Source organism: Kosakonia sp. ML.JS2a, from assembly GCF_025642095.1.
In the GTDB taxonomy this organism is placed as follows: Bacteria; Pseudomonadota; Gammaproteobacteria; order Enterobacterales; family Enterobacteriaceae.
Map to the genome: position 1 here is coordinate 38896 of NZ_CP106754.1, position 18657 is coordinate 57552.

8 protein-coding genes are annotated in these 18657 nt (G+C 53.8%); 7 read left to right on the forward strand and 1 reads right to left on the reverse strand.

Annotation, left to right across the window (positions count from 1 at the left end):
- Positions 1 to 3: 3 nt before the first annotated feature.
- Positions 4 to 318, reverse strand: coding sequence for a PTS sugar transporter subunit IIB (locus N7922_RS00190; protein WP_061492432.1), 315 nt, complete (start codon positions 316 to 318; stop codon positions 4 to 6).
- A 294-nt stretch (positions 319 to 612) separates the two neighbouring features.
- Here N7922_RS00190 and N7922_RS00195 point away from each other — a divergent pair, with 294 nt between their 5' ends.
- From N7922_RS00195 to N7922_RS00230, 7 genes are all read left to right on the forward strand, one after another.
- A complete protein-coding gene (locus N7922_RS00195; protein WP_263098715.1) occupies positions 613 to 1569 on the forward strand; it encodes a LacI family DNA-binding transcriptional regulator in 957 nt (318 codons plus the stop codon).
- A 248-nt stretch (positions 1570 to 1817) separates the two neighbouring features.
- Complete coding sequence (locus tag N7922_RS00200; RefSeq protein WP_263098716.1) at positions 1818 to 3482, forward strand: ShlB/FhaC/HecB family hemolysin secretion/activation protein; 1665 nt, start codon at positions 1818 to 1820, stop codon at positions 3480 to 3482.
- A gap of 12 nt (positions 3483 to 3494) precedes the next feature.
- Positions 3495 to 15194 carry a hemagglutinin repeat-containing protein gene (locus N7922_RS25265; protein WP_317633847.1) on the forward strand — a complete coding sequence of 3900 codons (11700 nt, stop codon included), beginning with the start codon at positions 3495 to 3497 and terminating at the stop codon, positions 15192 to 15194.
- 9 nt (positions 15195 to 15203) lie between these two features.
- Positions 15204 to 15638 (forward strand): hypothetical protein, encoded by a 435-nt coding sequence (locus N7922_RS00215; protein ID WP_263098717.1) that lies wholly within the window; start codon positions 15204 to 15206, stop codon positions 15636 to 15638.
- Positions 15639 to 16100: 462 nt separating this feature from the next.
- Positions 16101 to 16436 (forward strand): hypothetical protein, encoded by a 336-nt coding sequence (locus N7922_RS00220; RefSeq protein ID WP_263098718.1) that lies wholly within the window; start codon positions 16101 to 16103, stop codon positions 16434 to 16436.
- Between the two features lie 255 nt (positions 16437 to 16691).
- The gene (locus N7922_RS00225; RefSeq protein WP_263098719.1) at positions 16692 to 17546 is read left to right on the forward strand and encodes a hypothetical protein; all 855 of its coding nucleotides are present in this window, start codon (positions 16692 to 16694) and stop codon (positions 17544 to 17546) included.
- A gap of 273 nt (positions 17547 to 17819) precedes the next feature.
- Positions 17820 to 18506 (forward strand): hypothetical protein, encoded by a 687-nt coding sequence (locus N7922_RS00230; RefSeq protein WP_263098720.1) that lies wholly within the window; start codon positions 17820 to 17822, stop codon positions 18504 to 18506.
- Positions 18507 to 18657: the final 151 nt, after the last annotated feature.

An 18657-nucleotide genomic window follows, 5' to 3' on the forward strand; every position in this document is an offset into this window, starting at 1 on the left:
TTGTTAATGTGCCGCTTCAATCAGCGACAGAGCATAGTCCAGCACCTTTTCGCCACGTTGCATGCCGTAATCCATCGGGTCGATGGGTTGTACCGGAATGCCCTGAGCGGCGGCCTTTTCTGACAGCGTTTTTAACATGTATTTTACTTGTGGTCCGAGAAGCACAACCTGATAACGCGGAAACTGCGTGTCAAATTCCGCCACGCCGTACGCGTCAATCTCCACCGGTAATTCGCGTTCCTTCGCTGCTTCCAGCATCTTCCTCACCAGCAGGCTGGTGGACATCCCGGCTGAGCAACACAACATAATCCTGTACATCGTCATTCATCCTCGAAATGTAAATAGTTATTGCGGAGGTGATTGGACATCATACGGAAACCGGTTTCCATTTCTTCGGGATAGAAGTGTGATTGCTGTCAATATCTAATGATTGCAAGGCTGTGTTATTGGATTTTCATCACAGATTTGGAGGATGAATTGAGAACAAAAATGACAAAACGGAAAATCGGTTTCCATCAAAAACGGAAACCGTTATACTGCGAACGGTTAGATTTTAGTCGTTGCTGTAATTGGAATTTGCAGGTGCTGTAATGCGCCTGTCTGGGGAGAAAGATGTCTACAATCAACGATGTATCACGTTTAGCTGGGGTGTCCAAAGCCACAGTCTCACGGGTGTTGAGTGGTTCGCGCGGCGTTAAGGAAGCCAGTCGCCTCGCGGTACTGAAAGCGGTTGATGAGCTGAACTACCGGCCCAACGTTATCGCGCAGTCCTTGCTCAGCCAGTCGACAGGCTGCATCGGTGTTATTTGCGCCCAGGACAATATCAACCAAACCACTGCCTACCTCTACGCACTGGAAAAACACTTAAGCCAGAGCCAGAAACATTTGCTGTTACGCTTCGCCAATAGCAAGGCGGAAGTGATGAGCGCCCTGGATGAGCTGACCTGCGGGCTGTGTGACGATGTGTTGGTTATCGGCGCGCGCTTCCCGCTCCATATCGACGATGAAAATGTCATTCTGGTGGATTGTGTGGAATCCGCGACGACCACGCCGAACAGCATCCAGTTCGATCACGCGTTTGCGGCGGAAACCGCCTGTAATTATCTGATTAGCCAGAGCCGTCGACAAATTGCACTGATTCACCCCAACAGCGCTGCAGCCGATCAGGTGTTATTGGGTTATAAGCTGGCGCTGGAAAACAATTTCCTGCCGTTTAACCGCAACCTGGTGTTTATGGATGATACCTCTTCATCGGTGGCGCTTCAGGTGCTGCTTAATAACGCAACGACGTTGAATTTCAATGCCTTGCTGGTAGCAGACGAGCAGGAAGCGCAGCGGGTTATTCCTCAGTTGCAGGCGTTTAATAAAACTGTCCCTGGCGACATTATGGTGTTTAGCCTTGCCGGTTCGCTGCATTTACCGGGTATTCCAACGATCCCTGCCATTGAATATTCGATGGATGCGATGGCCGCGAAAATCGTTGCCTGGCTGAATGAGAAAACCCAAAGCGTGCTGGGTTCGTACCGGGTGCGCGGGGATTTAATTATTCCGGATGTCCGTAAACGCTAGCGTCAGGTAATAAATTTGTTAAGGCCTCCATCCGGAGGCTTTTTTATTGCCTTGTGCAACGCCCTAATTATTCACATCGATTATATCCATGAGGATATATCTTGAATTAATCCTAAATTTTTATGAGAAATAGCCATTTTACCTGGCTGCATATTGCTTTGTAATTTGTTCCATAGGAATATACTCAAAACTAATAATTAATAACCACTTAACCCAAATTTATTTATTGGGTCAGGATGTTTTTTCTCATGGATGGTCGCGTGCGTTATCTGGTCTTATTTTTATTATTTGCGGCGACGGCACAGGCCGCGCCTTTATCTCCGGCCGATCGTGACGCCGTGCGTCAGCAGCAGGAGCAGTTGCTGCTGCAGAATCAGCAACAGCGCGACGAACTGGAACGCAGCACCCCGCTGCCGCGCGCAGGCCAGAGCGTGCCTGCCTCTCAGCCCGGCGGCCCCTGCTTTGCCATTCACACCATCACCCTTTCCGGCGTCACCCTTATCAGCGCAAAGGCGCAGCAGAAACTGACTGCCCCCTGGCAGAACCGGTGCCTGGATATGGCGAAAATAACGGAACTCACCGCCGCCATTTCTGACTGGTATATCAGTCGGGGCTATATTACCAGCCGGGCTTTTCTCACGGAGCAGGATTTATCGCAGGGGGAATTACGCCTCGTGGTGCTGGAGGGGAAATTACGCCATATCCGCCTCGACGGCGACTCCCCGCGTATGCTGAAGATGGTTTTTCCGGGGCTGGAAGGAAAGGTCCTTAACCTGCGGGATATTGAGCAGGGCATGGAGCAGATTAACCGCCTGCGCAGTAACCCCGTGCAGATTGAAATAATACCGGACAGCGAACCCGGTTATTCCAGTGTCAATTTAACCGCCACGCCGGAATTTCCGTTAAGCGCCAGCGTCTCGCTGGATAACAGCGGGCAGAAAAGTACCGGTGAAAATCAGTTAAACGGTTCGCTTGGCGGAAATAACCTGCTGGGCGTGGCGGATAAATGGTTTGTCAGTGGCGGGCGCAGCAGTGATTTCGCCACCGGCTATGACGCGCAGAGTTTCCAGGCCGGGGTCAGCGTCCCCTGGGGCTACAGCCTGCTGGATTACAGCTACGCCTGGAGCAACTACCGCACCACCCTCATCAATATGGGCTACCCGTGGATTTCCACCGGTGACACGAAGACCCACCGCCTGAACCTTTCCCGCGTGGTGTTCCGCAACGGCGACATCAAAACCGCGCTCAGTGCCGGTATCACGCAGCGCTCATCGCGCAACTGGCTGAACGACGCGCCGCTGACCAGCAGCACCCGCAACCTCTCCAGCCTGCAACTGGGCGTCAGTCACACGCAGAAAATCCTCGGCGGGGTGGCGACCTTTAACCCGGCCTACAGCCACGGCACGCCGTGGTTTAACGCCGAAACAGACGAAGACAAAACCGGCGATGTGCCGCGTGCGCAGTTTCGCAAATGGAGCCTGAGCGCCAGTTTCCAGCGCCCGGTCACCCGCGACCTGCTGTGGCTGACCAGCCTGTACGGGCAGTGGTCGCCGGACCGGCTCTACGGCAGTGAACGTCTGACGCTCGGTGGCGAAAGCTCGGTACGCGGTTTTAAGGAGCAGTACATCTCCGGCGACAACGGCGGTTACTGGCGCAACGAACTGAATTACGCCCTCTTCACCCTGCCGGTACTCGGGCAAATCAGCGCCACCGTGGCGCTGGACGGCGGCTGGCTGGAAAAAGACCGCCTCGACCGCTATGCCAGCGGCACGGTGTGGGGGGCGTCGGCGGGCCTCGGCAGCGCCGGGCGCTGGTTCGCCAGCCAGCTTTCTGCCGGCACGCCACTGCACTATCCCGACTGGCTCGGACCGGACCACGTCAGCATTAACTGGCGTGTAGCTGTCACTTTTTAAAGGAAGACAAGGATGAATACCGATAAACCGGTCCGTTTCTCTCAGCGTGCACTCAGCTGGTTTATCATCGGCCTGCTGGTCTGGCAGCCGGTGGCCCCGTCCTTTGCCGCCGCCATCACGCCGGACGGCCCGGCGACCATGGACAAAGCCGCCAACGGCGTGCCGGTGGTGAACATTACCGCACCGAATGGCGCGGGCATCTCGCACAACCGGTTTAACGAGTACAACGTCGGCCCGGAGGGGCTCATCCTCAATAACGCCACCGGGCAGCTGAACCAGACGCAGCTTGGCGGGCTTATCCAGAACAACCCGAACCTGCGCGCCGGGCAGGAGGCCAGAGGCATCATCAACGAAGTGACCGGCGGCAGCCGCTCACAGCTGCAGGGTTACACCGAGGTGGCGGGGAAAGCCGCCAACGTGATGGTTGCCAACCCGTACGGCATCACCTGTAACGGCTGCGGCTTTATCAACACGCCGAATGCCACCCTGACCACCGGTAAACCGCAGTTTGACGCGGCGGGCAACCTCTCGGCACTGGAGGTGACGAAGGGCACCCTCACCGTGGAAGGGAAGGGGCTGGATGCCAGCAGCAGCGATGCGCTGTCGCTGATTGCCCGCGCCACCGAAGTGAATGCCGCCATCCATGCGAAGGATTTGACCGTTACCAGCGGGGCGAACCGGGTGGATGCGGGCGGGAACGCGACCGCTATCAACGGCGAGGGCGCGGCACCGGTAGTGGCGGTGGATACCGGCGCGCTGGGCGGGATGTACGCCAACCGTATTCATCTGGTCTCCACCGAGAAAGGTGTGGGGGTCAACCTCGGCAACCTGACGGCGCGCCAGGGCGACATCACGCTGGATGCAAACGGCAGAATGACCGTGAAAAACAGCCTCTCTGGCGGTTCACTCACGGCGAAAGGCGACGGCGTGACGCTGTCCGGCAGCCATAAGGCTGGCGGCGCTATCACGGTTAACAGCACGCAGGATGTGGCGCTGAACGGCGCCACGCTGGCCGCCGACGGTAAACTGACGCTCAGCGGCAGTGGCAATACCACGCTGACGGGCAGTTCCCTGACCAGCGGCGGGGAGATGGCGATTTCCGGGAAGCAGATTGCCACCGATGCTGCCAGTCAGGCGAATGCGGCGGGGAATGTCCATCTGAATGCCAGCGACATTAACCAGCAGGGCTCGCTGATTTCCGGCGCGGACATGACCCTGGCGGCAGACAGCGCCACGCTGAACGGCACGCAGGCGGCAAAAGGCACGCTCAGCGTCAGTGCGAAAACGCTGCGTCACAGCGGTAAAACGGCGGCATCTGCGGTGACGATGACCACGCCGGATGCGTTCACCAACAGCGGCACGCTGGTGGCGGACAGCCTGAATCTGAGCGGGCAGCAGATCATCAACAGCGGTCTGTTGCAGGGCACCCGTTCGCTGAACCTGCAAACCGGGCGGCTGGATAACCTCGCCAGCGGTACGCTTTACTCTGCCGGTGATTTCACGCTCTCCCTTCCTGAACTGAATAACGACGGCCTGATCACCAGCGACGGTGCGTTACGCCTGAGCGGCAGCACACTGGTTAACGGTGGCGAAATCAACGGTGTGAACCTGTTCAGCGATTACGCCAGCCTGAGCAACAGCGGGCGGCTGCTGGCGGATAACGGGCTGAGCCTGACGGCGGACAATATCACTAACAGCGGCCTGCTGGCCGCGAAAACCGTGGATATCACGGCCGACACGCTGCACAACCCGGGGGATATTCAGGGTGATGAGACGCTGACGCTGGCGGCACAGACCACCGCTAACAGCGGTAATTTGCGCAGTTCAGGTGCACTGACGCTGAGCGGGCCGACGCTGGAGAACGGCGGCCTGATTGCCGCAGACAGGCTGGCGCTGAATGTCACCGCACTGACCAACAGCGGGACATTGCAGGGCACAGATCTGCTGACCGCCACCGGCACACAGCTCACCAACCAGCAGGGCGGCCTGCTGCTGAGCGCGGGCAGCCTGGTGCTGAAAAATGATCGCCTGATTAACGCCGGGCAGCTACAGGGCGACACGCTTGACCTTGCCACCGGCGAGTGGGTCAACACCGGGAATGCACTCGGTGAAAACGGGCTGAACGCCAGTGTCAGCGGGAATCTGACCAACCAGGGCAGACTGCTGAGCCGGCAGGCGCTGACGCTGCGGGCGGCCGGCAGCCAGAACAGCGGATCGCTGATGGCAAAAGTGCTCGCCCTGCACGGCGATTTACGCAACAGCGGCCTGTTACAGGGAACGGAAAACCTGACGTGGGACGGCGACAGCCTGACCAGCAGCGGGCAGATGGTCAGCGGCGACAGCCTGGCGCTGCGCGGCACGGCGGTGAGTAACCAGGGCAGCGTGCTGAGCCAGAATCTGGCGGATATCACCGCCACAGAGGTACTGAATGACGGCACGCTGGCGGCGAAAGACCTGCGCATTAACGCACCGCGTCTTACCAGCAACGGCATTTTACAGGGCAACGACAGCCTGATCCTGAACACGCAGACGCTGGTCAACGGCAGCACCGGGCAATTAATCAGCGGCGGCGACCTGAACCTGGATCTGACCACGCTGGACAACCAGGGGCTGCTGTCGGTGAATGACGGCCTCACGCTTCATGCCGGCACGCTGAGCAACAGCGGACAGATTGCCGCAGGCAGCGTCTCGGTTACCGGCACCACCGTGACCAACAGCGGCGTGATCCAGGGGACAACACTGGCGCAGGCCACCGCAGACACCCTTATCAACGCGGAGACGGGCAAATGGCTCTCCGGCGGCGCGCTGGCTTTCAGCGCGGCGACCCTGACGAACAACGGACTGTGGCAGGGTACGCAGGGCCTGACGCTGAACGCCGACACCCTCACCACCGCCAGCGGTTCGCGTACCCTGAGCGGCGGAGATTTCACGCTGCATGCCGGACAACTGTCCACGCAGGGCACATTGCAGGGCGGGAAGGTCAGCGTCACGGCGGATGACTGGACGCTCGGCGGTTCACTGCTGAGCCAGGGCAATTTCACCGCCACCGTGGGCGGTACGCTGACGCTGCCGGGTTCGCTCAGTAGCCAGGGCACGGCGGATATTCAGGCGCAGACGCTGCGCAACAGCGGGCAGCTCCTCAGCGAAGGCGATGTCACGCTGAGCGGACAGACGCTGGAAAATAACGGTGCGGTACAGGGGAAAACCCTGACGGCGCATGAGGCAGGCATTACCAACAACGGCACGCTGACCGGGCTGGACAGCCTGACGCTGGACGCCGCACAACCCGCCGCCAGACTGATGGCGCGGATGGCGATGGCCGCTCCGCAACTGACGCTGATCAACGGCGAGACCGGTTCACTGTTAACGCAGGGTACGCTCGGTATCACCGCCGGGACGGTGGACAACGGCGGGCTCTGGCAGGGCAACGCGATTCTGCTGGCGGCACAGTCGCTGGATAACCGCGGCGCAATCCGGAGCGCGGGCGACCTGAACCTTCAGCTTACCGGCAACCTGAATTCAGCCACGGGCAGCAAAATCACCGCCCTGGGCACGGCGGCCCTGCAGGCATTGTCGCTGAGTAATCAGGGGCAGTGGGCGGCGAAAAACCTGACCCTGCGCGCAGACGCGCTGACCAACAGCGGAGCCGTCAGCGGCAGTGACGGGCTGACGGTCACCCTGACGGGTAATGCGACCCAACTGGCGGGCGGCTCGCTGGCCAGCAACGGCGCGCTGAACCTCAGTGCGGATTCCCTCGGCAACGCAGGCAACATCCAGGGGAACGGGCTGGCGGTCACGGCGAATTCGCTGACCAACAGCGCAGGCGGTGAACTGGTGAGTACGCAGGGGCTGACCCTGACCGCGCCGTCGCTGTTTAACTACGGGCTGATTCAGGGCGCGGGGGACACCCGCGTCGACAGCACCACCCAGGCGCGCAACGAGGGCAGGCTGCTCTCCGGCGGGCAACTGACGCTGACCACCCCGCAGTACACCGGCGCAGGCTGGTTGCAGGCCACCACGCTTATCCTGAATGCCGCAAACAACGGCGGCACCGGCACGCTGCTGGCCGATCAGATGACGCTCACCGGCGACAGCTTCACGAACCAGGGCACCACCCAGGCGAATAACCTGGCGCTCAGTTACCGGCAACTGACCAATAACGGCACACTGCTCGGTAACAACCAGCTGACGGTGAACGCCACGCAGGTGGAGCAGTCCGCCGGCGGTAAGCTGTTCAGCGGCGGCGACCTGTTTGTGGGGGCAAACGGGCTGAATGCACTGGGTCAGGTGGTGGCGCTGGGCAACCTGACGCTGCAACTGACAAACGCTTTCACCGCAAAAACCACGCTGGCGGCAGGTAAAACCCTGAGCGTCACCAGCAACGGGGCGATTGACAACCAGAGCGTGATGCAGGGCCAGGCGGTGAACCTGAGCGCGCGCGGACAGCTGACCAGTAACGGGCAAATCACCACCGGCAGCGGCGCGAGCACATTAAGCGGCAGCGACATCGTGCTGAGCGGCAACAGCGCCCTTCAGGGTGGCGGCGATATCACGCTGGCGAGCCGGGGGAATATCACCGCAAACGGTTTTGCCGGCACGACGGGCAGCCTGACGCTGAGCGCACCGGGCGCGATTATCAACACCGCGCTGCTGTATGCGGCAAACAACCTGGCGCTGTACGCCAACAGCATCACCAACCAGCGCGGCGATATGCTGGCGGGCAATAACCTGTGGCTGCAACGGGACGCGGCCGGTAATGCCAACGGCGAGGTGATCAACACCTCCGGCACTATTGAGACGACGAACGGCGATATCACCATTAAGACCGGGCATCTGTTGAACCAGAGGGATGGGTTAACAGCAAATACTGTAACAAGCTCGGCTCAGGTCATTCCGGGCGTTGGGCAATCCATCCTCCGTGTTCCTTATTCTCAGCTTCCTGCGGGAAGCTATGGGTATTACACCACCAAAACCTATGAGGAAAAAGGCGGGGGCTGTGCGGGAGCGGATGGCGGATGTACTTCATGGATAGTAACGGCATATCACTATGCGCCGTTCGAAGGGTATGGCACGCAAAAATTTGTTTTAAGTGAAACTCGGACGGATGTCAGCAGTAATGGCGGAAGTGCGCGTATCGCATCAGGCCGGAATGCGGTGATTTCGGCAGGTGTGCTGGACAACAAAGCCAGTGACATCCTTAGTACAAATGATCTGTTGTTACAGGGGACACAGCTTAATAACCAGAGCTGGCAAAACAGTACCTCCGCGGACGTTCTTGTTTATCAATATGGCACGGGGAAAAAAGTAACCTATGCCGAATATGCTATTCCTGACGGCGGGTTAGATAACAAAAGAAGCAAGTATTCGGAGTATGAAACAGATATTGTTTATACCCTGATCGGGCACGAAATACAGACAACACTGGGCCAGCTTTACCGCTCAGTCATTCAGGCGGGTGGCAATGTCACTGCCAATTTCAGCAACAATATCAGTAATACGAACACCACGGCTCACTCTGGTGGTGTCACTGGAACCCTCACTGCCCCGTCACTGAATACTCTGAGCAATCAAAGTATTGGCGGTAGCGTGGCAAAACAGGCGCTGGCAGATGGCCCGGCGGCGGTAAATTCCCCGCAGTGGCAGGATCAACTGCACAACGCCCTGCAACAGATTAACGGCGGCGGTGTGCTGAGCGGCATTGGCGCACAGCAAAAAGGCAATGCCAACCTCGGCAGCCTCGCCAGTGCAGGCGTGACTAATGCAGTGCTGAAAAACACCGCACCTGGCCAGCACCAGGGCAAATCCGTTGATACCAGCGCTTATCCGCTGCCGTCCGGCAACAGCGGTTATTTTGTGGTGTCGGATAACCCGAAAAGCCCGTATCTCATCACCGTTAACCCGAAACTCGACGGTCTCGGGCAGCTTGACCCGAACCTGTTTGGCGATCTCAACAAACTGCTGGGTATCAGCCCGTCTGCCGCCCCGCGTGAAACTAACCGCGCTTATACCGACGAGAAGCAGTTCCTTGGCTCCTCGTACATGCTGAGTCGCATCAAACTGAACCCGGACTACGACTACCGCTTCCTCGGTGATGCGGCATTTGATACCCGTTATGTCAGCAATGTGGTGCTGAACCAGACCGGTAGCCGCTACCTTAACGGCATCGGCTCCGATCTCGACCAGATGCGTTACCTGATGGATAACGCCGCGAATACCCAGCAGTCACTGGGGCTGCAGTTTGGCGTGGCGCTCTCCGCCGATCAAATCGCATCACTTGATCACAGCATTTTGTGGTGGGAGTCCGCCACGATTAATGGCGAAACGGTGATGATCCCCAAAGTCTACCTGTCGCCAAAAGACGTGACGGTAAACAACGGCAGCGTGATAGCCGGGAACAATGTCAGCCTGGAAGGCGGCAGTGTCACCAACAGCGGCAGTACATTGCTGGCGAAAAACGACCTCAGCGTTGAAAGCGCCGGGGCGATCACCAACACCCACGATGCGCTGATCAAAGCGGGCGGCAATGTCGATCTCAGTGCGATTGGCGATATCAACAACGTCAGCGCTGCCATCAGCGGTAAAACGGTGGCGCTGGAGAGCCTCGACGGCAGTATCAATAACCTCACGCTTGCTAATCAGTACTCACTGGATGCGAAGAGCAAACGCGGTTCGGTCAGTCTCAAAGACACCACACTGGGCAGCATTGCCAGCATTACCGCGCAGGATGGTCTGTCGCTGACGGCGGGCAAAGATATCACCCTGACCGGCTCCACGCTGTCGGCAGGGGGCAATCTGCTGATGGATGCCACGGGCAATATCGCCGTTAACGCCATTCAGAAAAATGAGGCGTATGGCCAGTCCGGCTTCATGCGTAAAACAGCGACCAGCAATGCTGAAGTCTCTTACCAGGGCAGCGCCATCAAGGCGGGCGGTAACCTGGCGATGCAGGCAGGCAACGATCTGACGCTCAGCGCCAGTGATGTCAGCGCCGGGAAAAACGCGCAGCTCGCAGCCGGGAATGACCTGAACCTGAATGCGCAGCAGACCAGTCAGAATAGCCGCAATGGTAAAAGCGAAAACCACAGCACTGGCCTTGATCGCACTACCGTCAGCGCGGGTAATAACCTGACGCTGACCGCAGGCCAGGACATCAATTCGCAGGCCGCCGGGATGGCGGCAGAGCAGCAGGTCGGCATGCAGGCTGGCCGCGACGTCAATCTGCTGGCGGAAGCGAGCACCCAGGGCGACAGCTACAAAGCCAGTAAGAAAACGGTCATTAACGAGAAGGTTCGCCAGCAGGGCACAGAAATTGCCAGCGGCACCAACACGGTCATCGTGGCCGGTCGCGACATGAACGCAGACGCAGCGCAGGTTCTGGCAAAAGGTGACGTCGGCGTTTCTGCCGGGCGTGATATTAACCTGAACACCGCCACCGAAAGCGACTATTCGTACTTTGAAGAAACCAAAACCAAAAAAGGTTTCCTGAGCAAGAAAACCACCCACACCATCAAAGAAAACAGCCAGACCAACGAGAAAGGCACGCTGCTGAGCGGCGATAACGTCTCGCTGAACGCCGGGAATAACCTGCTGGTGAAAGGTTCCGCTGTGGCTGCTGAAGGGGATATTGCCCTGAAAGCGGGCAACGATGTCACTGTTGAAGCGGCGACGGAAGAGTCTTCTCACTACAGCATGAAGAAGACGAAGAAAAGTGGCGTCTTTGGCGGCGGTCTGGGCATCACCATAGGTTCGCAGTCTTCTCAGGTGTCGCGTAAGGGCAGCGAAGTCGCGCAAAGCGATGCGCGCAGCGTGATCGGCACCACCGGCGGCAACGTGATTATCAACGCCGGTAACCAGGCGACGCTGAGCGCAGCCGATGTGGTCGCCGCGCGTAAACAGGGCGATACCGAGCGTAAAACCGGCCATATCGACATCACCGCCAGCGACATTGCGATTATCCCTGGTAAGGATGTGGTGCAGGAGACGGTGAAACAGTCCAGCAAGAGCAGCGGCGTGGGCGTCTCCCTCTCTGACCCGATTATCGATGCGGTGCGCAATGTGCGCGACATCGTCAAGATGGGCGGCAGTGGCATCACACAGGGGAAAACCCTGGCAGGTGAAGCCGCAGCGACCTTTGCCGATCTCGGTGGCGGCGCATCGTTGCCGATCAGCTACGGGCGTTCGTCGTCAAAAAGCGAATCCCATTATTACGGTGAGTTCGCCACCGGCAGCAACCTGACAGCGGCAGGTAATATCCAGTTGGATGCCACAGGGGCGAAAAGCCCGGGCGATGTGCTGATTGGCGGTAGCCGCCTCGGCGCGGGCGAAGCGGTGATTATCGATGCGAAAAACAATGTCGATATCACCACCTCAACCGACAAAGAACGCCTGAGCACCAGCGCCAGCAGCAGTAGCTGGAGCATCACAACGCAAGCGCCCACCATCGGTTCCGCTATCCGTACCGTGAATGGTGGGCCGAACCACGGCGCTAAAATTCTGCCGTTCGGCATGGAGACATCCAGCAGCAAGGGGGACAAGCAGACCACCACGCAGACCGGCAGCGAGATTTCCGGAAAGGACATCTACATCACCAGCCAGAACGGGCATGTGAATGTTTCTGGTAGCTCGCTGGCGTCAATTAACGACCTGTTGTTATCGGCGAAAAACGGCGATATCAACGTCACCACCGGCAATAACACTGTCAATGACAAGCAGAGCGGCAGCCAGAGCATGGTCGGCGCCCTCGGCGGCGACGGTTACAGCGGCAAAGTCGGCTACAGAAGTTCAAAACATGCCTCTCAGCTCGACAGCAACCAGCAGAGCACGCTGCGTAGCCAGATTGCCAGCAAAGACGGTGATGTGGCGCTGCAGGCGAAAAAAGATGTGTCGGTAAACGGTGCGGATATCAGCGCCGGTAAGTCGCTGGCGATCAGTGGCGAGAACGTGCGGTTGGATGTCAGCGAAGACCGTCTGCATACCCAGAGCGAGTCCTCTTCGACGCAATACGCTGCGACAGCGTCGGCGTCTGGTTGGGCCGTCACCGCCGCACAGGCGCTGGAGAGCGCAGCCCGCTCTGCGGAAGAGGGGCGCGACCCGCGTCTGACAGCTATCTATGCCGCACAGGCCGGGCTGACCACCGCCGTTAACGTGGCGAAAGAAGCCTATGACTCGTCAATGGTGCGGGTGAGCGTGGGCGTTTCCGCCGGAACCTCGAAAGAGAAGCAAGATTACCGCAGCCAGCAACAGCAGGGCAGTCATCTTGCCGCCGGGGAGTCGGTGATCGTCAAAGCCGATCAGGATATCACTGCCCAGGGCATCACTATCACCGGTAAAAACGTGGTGCTGGACGCCGGACGCGACATCACGCTGACGGCAGCACAGGACACGGATAAACAGAAGAGCAGCAGCAGTGGCAGCCAGTATTCCCTGGGCGTGAGCTTCTCGGCGATTGGCCAGCAAAACGGCTTTGCGGTGGATATCGGCGCCAGCCGTTCGCAGAGCAAAGAGAACGGCAGCAGCCTGGTTAATCACAACAGCCAGATCCACGCGGATGAGACGCTGAACGTGAATAGCGGGCGCGATACCACGTTGCAGGGCGCGGAGCTTCATGGCGATCGGGTGATTGCCGATGTGGGCCGCAACCTGACCATCAGCAGCCAGCAGGACAAAGCCGAATACGACAGCAAATCCAGCTCCACGGGTGTGAACGTCAGCATCTGCGTACCGCCCATCTGCGGCGGCACCTCGGTGCAGGGCAGTGTGAGCGTCAGCAGCGGCAAGATGAATAACGACTACCAGTCGGTTATCGATCAAAGCGGGATTTTCGCGGGTAAAGGCGGCTTTGATATCAACGTTGGCAGCCACACGCAACTGGACGGCGCAGTGATTGCCTCGAATGCCGATGCGGCGAAAAACCGTCTCAGCACCGATACGCTGGGCTGGAGCGATATTCATAACAAGGCTGAGTCCAGCGGCAGTCAGTTCGGCATGAACGTCTCCGGCGGCGTGGAGAAAGTCGAAAAAACCGGGGAGTTCAAACCCACTACCGGTGAGACGGCGAAAGAGGGCCAGAAAGGCGAGTACAAAGCGATGCCTGGCGGGATGCCGTCGATGACGATGGCGAGCGTGTCGGAAAGCGCCAGCAACACCACGCACAGCGCGATTGCCGCAGGCGACATCATCATTCGCGACAAGGCGAACCAGCAGCAGGATGTGGCAGACCTGAGCCGCGATACGGCGAATGCGCACAACGCGCTGGAAAACAACTTCGACAAGCAGGCCATCAAAGACAAGCTGGAGATTCAGCAGCAGGCGACGTCGCTGGGTACGCAGGCAATGACGGCGTATAGGGACAGCAAGCTGGACGCTGCGAAGAAGAAAGTGCGTGACGAGATGGCGGCGCGCGGCGAGCTGAAAGGACTGAGCGATGCGGAGATCAACGACAAAGTCACCGCATCGGCTGAATTTAAAGAGGTGGATAAGGAGTACGGCATCGGCAGCCCGTTCTGGACCGCCAGTTCGGCGATGACCGGGTTACTGGCGGGTGTGCTTGGCGGCAATGTGCAGAGCGGTATGGCGGCGGGCGCAGCACCGGTGCTGGCGAAACTGGTAAAAGAAGCCACACACGAAAGTGACGCGGCACGTATCGCGCTGCATACGGTGATTTCCGCCGCGCTTGCCAAAGCGCAGGGCGGTAATGCCACCGCAGGCGCCATCGGCGGGTTTATCGCCTCCGCCGGGGCAGAACAATTTGCTCAGGCGCTGTATGGCAAAGATGCAGATCAGTTAAACCCGGATGAGAAGATGGTGATCCTCAACCTGGTGTCGGCAGTGGGGGCAGTCGGCGGCGGTGTGGCAACCGGCAACACTAACGGCATGGTCAGCGCAGGGAATGCGGCGCGGGTTGAGGTGGAGAATAACTCGCTGGGTCTGGTTGTTCAGGGGGCAAAACTGGCATCCCAAGGATGCCTGAAAATATCAGCATGCCGAGACAGGCTCATTGCGAGTGGTCTTGGGGCTTTATTGGGGGTTGGTGTTTCGACCTCGGCAATGGATGCTCTTTCCCAACAAGAAAAACTGCACTTGATTTATGTCGCATCACTGGACGATCCTTCCAGGGAAGCGGGTAGCCTGAATGATGCACAAAAAGCAGCTTATCAGTCACTGACTGGTAAGCCATTCCCGACAAATACGGGGGGAGATCAGACGAACGTACCCCCACTGGTAAATACGGGGGGGGACCAGAAGAATGTGCCACCACTGGCAAATACTGGTGGTAATGCTGGTGGGGTTGATACCGGGCCGCATGATACAGGCGGAAAGCAAATAGCAGATAAGTCACCAAACAACACTGGTAATCCGGACGGTGTTCCTGTTACTGGTGGAACGGCTTATATATCCTCCAATTTACAAGATAAAGCTGATGCATTAACAAGAGGGGAGGATATCCGGGTTGGAAGTGTTGAAGAGGCTCGCGCTATCTTGGATCTGATCCCTACATTACGGCCTGGGCCTGGTGGTGATTTAATGCCAGGTATGCTTGATCGGGGTAACACTTATAGGGGAGATTTAATAAATGTTAATGATCCGACGAGTCCAAATATTCATGATCAAGGGAAACATTCCGAACAGCCGCACTACAACGTTGATATAAGGTCCGTTGATACAAATGGTAAAGAGATTAAGAAGAAACCAGCAATATTTATAGATAATTGAGGCTTTAAAATGTTATTAACTGATATCGAACGATATATAACGATGGGCCGAAATGCGAGCATTTGCGTTTACCGGGACAGAGTTTCAGAATTGGATATAATAATCGTATCCATTTATATAATTCATAAGGGTGATAAAGGTTATGGCTTGCAAGTTGTTTTCGATCCTGTTGGTATGATTGATTGCGGAGAAGGATGGATATGGGAGACTTCTTCAATGGCACTGCCGACAGTGATTACCCTGATCGAGAATTATGCAAAAGTACCTTTTGAGTTACTGGAAAATGTATCCCGGACAAGTAAGTTGGAGGATGTAGAGCTTGATTTGGATCGCGAAGAGGTCAGGAGACAAAATAAAAAATTCATTAATGAATATAAGGGAGGGGAAACGTTTCTACCATTATTACCTCAAAACGTTAACTGGGAAACCAGACCTTATACTTAATTTAGAATTTTTTTCATTAGATTCTTATTGAAAAGAATCTATGTTAGGTCAGAAAATTTATTGGGAATAAATGTTAATTATAATGGATTTTTATGAGTGTATAATCTCACTCGTGTAAAACGAACCAATCAATTTTAGTAATCTTCAAGCATACTGATTATGTCCGTTGAGGATATTGCCATGTGTAAAGCATGATTCATCGGGCATCAGAACATCGCCATTCTGAAGTTCGTTGAGGCCGGGTGTACCGGTAAGGATGTCTGCCGTGAAGCCAGCATATCAGAAGCCTCGTAATACAATTAGAAGCGAAATATCCTGAATACCAGACGCCGGAGGAGTTTGTCCAGAGTCTGCAAAAAGGTCCGGATCTCTGATTTAACCTGGCATCGATATTGGGAAGGGATCAGTCTCATTCTGAATATAACCAAGTTACTCATTTCAATATTGATGGGAGAAAATAATATGAAATGCATAGCTGTCCCCGTAAATCTTGAAGCAATGAATCGATTGGATTATGATCAATGTCAGGAGGAGGACCTCGTTGAGGTGATTTTTGAAGAACATGATTACAATGAATTATGGGATTCAGGGATCATTGAAATTCTTAACAACCAGTTGGGTAAAAATATAGACGACTATGAAGATGAGAACATAACTGATTTAGATGAACTTCGTCAGTGTAGGGTAATCATTGGGGAACGAATAAACATAGTTCCCTCAAGCATAATTTTAGAAAAACTATACTCTCAAGTAAATCTTGCAATTGATTATAAAATAGGCGTTTTCTTCTACTTTTAATAAGAAGAATTGACATTCAATGGATTAAAAATAGTCGATGTTTTACTATTTATTCTGCTACCGAATTGGTGAGGACTTTCAGTAAAGCAGTGCCTGTAGTAGTTTACAAATGTTACATAGTCGGGCAGCACAGTCTTTTGAATTGGAATTAAAATTGCGAACGGAGATACATTAGTTCGCTTTGCAGTATTAAGAGTACAAAATGACGGAAATGAACGAAGAGTTTTTAGAATTTGATCTGGATTGGTTTTCGTCATGCCGGGATGGTTATCTGGCACATTTCACAATAGCAGGGAAGAGATCACTTACAAGCCCACTCAACCTTGTATAAGAGTTATGTGCGGAAATTGTTCATTAACAGAGCGTTATTCATTAAAATACTATTATTTAAAATGGATGGGTGAAATGACAATGTATTCTTTAGATATCACGGATAGTTATGAACGATTTATCTGTATGAGTAGTGGCGTCGGATTACATCATTACATCACCTTTCCTGAAATATCTTCATGGGGTAATGGGGATTTTTTTATAACCTTGGAGAATATAGAAATAAACATGTACGAAGATGTTTGGTTTTCTCCAATTCTAAATAATAACCCACATAGTATAATAGCTACTTTGTTAAAAAAAGTAGATGTTAATGAGCCCGATTGCATATTAACTGTGGTATTAAAACGTGCAAGGGTGGTGATGGAGAAAAAAAGTGTCTTTATGCGGTTGGAAAATGGAGGTGAAAATTATTATCACTCTGATGATTGCGGTTTTGATATCGGTGATAAATATATTTTACTTGCTGGAAGAAGCGCAGATTATCATGACACTATGGTATGGTTAAGAATGGTTTTTACAGGAAGATTGTTCCTGGAGTTCGATGAGTCTGATATAATAGCTCAATCTATTGAACTTGATAACAACATTTCCATTGAGTCTGCGAAATCATTAAATAAATCACAAGAGTTGTTTATTGGTCTCAAAAAAAGAAGTTTCAGTGCGTTACATTTAAATGGTATTAAAAGTCCTTTTCACGATTATTCCTATCTTTCTTCCTATTTTAGTTGTGATGAAAATAATAACATTTCGATTAAAAACCACGTTATTGATTTATAAAAGAGAGTTTTTCTATTAAGTGCAAATAGACTCGTTTGCAACTAATTGTTCAAGGATGTTGGATTGTTTCTTTAGCTTATGATGAAATATTCTACCTCAGCATTTACGACCATTCTCATGGATACATTCCGTATTATAATTGACATTTAAGAGTGTTATTATAAAGCTGACCTGAAAGAAAATCTATTAGCATAAACATCACTCTCAGTTAGGGATAATAATAACAATCAATAGGAAAATATTTCCAGATCTGCTTTTAAATGAGGATCAGTAATGAATCACAATATCAATATCACCAAAGGTTATCCGGCTCTGCTTAACATGGATAATACTTCAGGGTTGTATTCTTACTTTGCGATAGATCCCTGTAATGGGAATGACAAGATAGTTGTGAGTGTAGAAAATCTTGAAATAAATGCGGACAAAGATCTTTGGGGGTATCAGGTTATTGCTCAAAACCCTGAAGGGATAATTGCAGAATATGTTGATAGTTATGATTCTGATGATTCAGTGGCATCATTCTTGTTGAGAAAAGCTAAAATAGTTGCCGAAGGTGATGTTACATATTGCATGTGTCTTGATGGTGGTAAAGGAAATATATATCACTCTCTTCCTGTATCTTTCTTTACTGGGAGTAAATATATTTGGCTTTCTGGAAAGAGTTTAGATTTTACGGATTCAAATATAGGGATATATATATTCTTCTCGGGTGGTTTAAGTCTTCAGTTCGAAGAAAGAGATGTTCTTTTGCAGATGCTGAATTTTGAAAGCAGTCTGAATATAGAAGATGTTAAAATCATTAATAAATCGCAAGAGATATTCAATAGGCAGAGAGGGCGAGACATTAATCATGAGGTGTTTAACAATATAAAATCGCCATTCTTTGATTTCGATTTTCTTATCAGCTACTTTGAACATACAGAACATGTCCATACAGCATTGAGAGACTTTTCGGGGTGATTTTAATTGGTCAAGACACACTTTGTAATTGTGATCTCTTATTTTTATAATCAAAAATGAAAATTAAATGACTATTTCAAGTTTTAAATAATCATTATGCTTAAAATTTTAGTGGGAATTTATATTTATGCAGAAAGTTTTGTAGGAAAAT